This window comes from Gemmiger formicilis (assembly GCF_900167555.1).
Lineage (GTDB): Bacteria > Bacillota > Clostridia > Oscillospirales > Ruminococcaceae > Gemmiger > Gemmiger formicilis.
The window spans coordinates 1-1,763 of record NZ_FUYF01000077.1 but is presented as its reverse complement, the minus strand read 5'-3'; the positions used below and the strand labels follow the sequence as shown (position 1 = coordinate 1,763).

The following is a 1,763-nucleotide window of genomic DNA, read 5'->3' as shown; positions in this document are numbered from 1 at the left end:
CTCTCAACAATCTGCCCGGATGCGCAGCTGCGGGAACGGCGGACGGTCAGTTCACAAGCACCGGTTATGTCCCGCCATTGCAGGGCGCACAGTTCACCGCGCCGCAATCCTGTCGTGATTGCCAGCGTGTAGTACGCCCGATACAGAATCGGTTCGTTCTGAATTGCCCGCATCAGTTTACCCATTTCATACTTCTGCGGAATATGCTGCACCTCCTTCTCAAAATGCTTCTTGCGGACACGGTGCGCTGGATTAAACGGAATAATGTCATTTTTCTTGGCATCCTCCAGCACCGAGGAAACCGTCTCAAGGTACTTCTGCACCGTGGTTTCCTTGATGCAATTTCCACCATGCCCCGGGCGCTTGCGCAATTCCTCGCACATTTCTTCAAGCGTCATAGGGCGGAGTTTTGCAAGCGGAATGCCCCCAATCAGCGGATAAACAATGTCAAGGTTTCTCTTATACCCTGCGTAAGTGGTAGCCGTAAAGAACGGTTCCTGCCGTTTGAGCCAATTTTCGGCGTACTGTTCAAAGTGGGTCTGGTCGCTTTCTTCTACGCCATACTTGAACTTCTTCTCGATGCGCTCGGCCTCCGCCATGACATATTGCTGGATGCCACGCTTTGGCACGGATGATGGCACAGTGATGGTCTGCGCCTTCATGCGTTTCTGCCCATTGACCTTGTAGCCGTTGCAGACAGTGATTTTGTATTTTCGTTCGGACTTTTTCTTGATGTAAGCCATTGTACCTCCTTGTCAGCGCTGCCGAGAACGATTTCGGCGTCGGTTCTTGTTGTTCGTATATTGATTTTCTTGATCTATGCGGTTGGATTCGCGTGTTCTCTGGACGCGCTTGATGGCTCCCCCTGCGATTTTATCCTCTTTGCGCAGTTTGGCGATTTGGCAAGTCAGTATCATGCGTTGGTCAGCCAACTCCGGCGAGGCGTCCTTTCGGCGCATCTGCTTAACGATTTCCGCCCGTTGCGCGGCAAGGGTTTCCATCCGCTGGGACAAGCCCTTGCGGTAGTCTACGATTGCCTGTAAAGACGGGAACTTGTGGTCGTGGACAAAGGCGTGTTCTGCAAGGATTTTCTCGGTGTCTTTCCAAATGCGCTCTAATTCCGGACGGTTGATGCGTGGCTGCTGCTTCTTGGGTAAGATGCCCAGTTGGTAACAGTAGTACAGATATAAGCGGTGCATCTGGGATTCCCCGAAGAATACTTCGAAGAAAATTTGGAGGATGCCTTTTCCTACATAGGTATCCTTGGGGCGATACCGTTTCGGCGTATACTGTCGGGTCGGGCGTTTCCGTTCATACAGCCCTGACCCATACAGCAGATAGTTTCCGCGCAGTCGGTCATCTATGGCCGCAAGATCGTATTCTTCTCCCAGCCTATAAAGCCGCACGGCTCGTCCGCCATCCCGTGCCCGAATCGTTGCATACTTTCGATTGGGGTCACTGCCGAAAATATACCCTTGCCGATACAGCGCCCTGTGGAAATCCTTTGCAGTGCTGGCATCCTCACAGGCTTGGTCGATGGCTTCCCGCATCCGGGCGTACCGCGCCGGTTCCTTGGCTTTGGGCTGCTCCACTACCGACAGGCCGTACTCCCTGCACAGCTTGTCAGATGCCGCCCGGAACTCTGCGTATTGGCTGCGGCGTTGCTCGTATTTCTTGCCGTCCACATAAGACACAGAATTGATAACGAAGTGGTTGTGCAGGTTGTCCGTATTCATGTGGGTGGCGACCAGCACTTGGAAACG

2 protein-coding genes are annotated in these 1,763 nt (G+C 53.2%); both read right to left on the bottom strand.

All coding sequences use genetic code 11. From position 1 onward, the window contains the following. Positions 1-743 (bottom strand): tyrosine-type recombinase/integrase (locus tag B5D32_RS14605; protein WP_143402821.1); only part of this gene is annotated, 743 nt, incomplete at its 3' end. A gap of 12 nt (positions 744-755) precedes the next feature. Further along, positions 756-1,763 (bottom strand): relaxase/mobilization nuclease domain-containing protein (locus B5D32_RS14600; protein WP_078785674.1); only part of this gene is annotated, 1,008 nt, incomplete at its 5' end.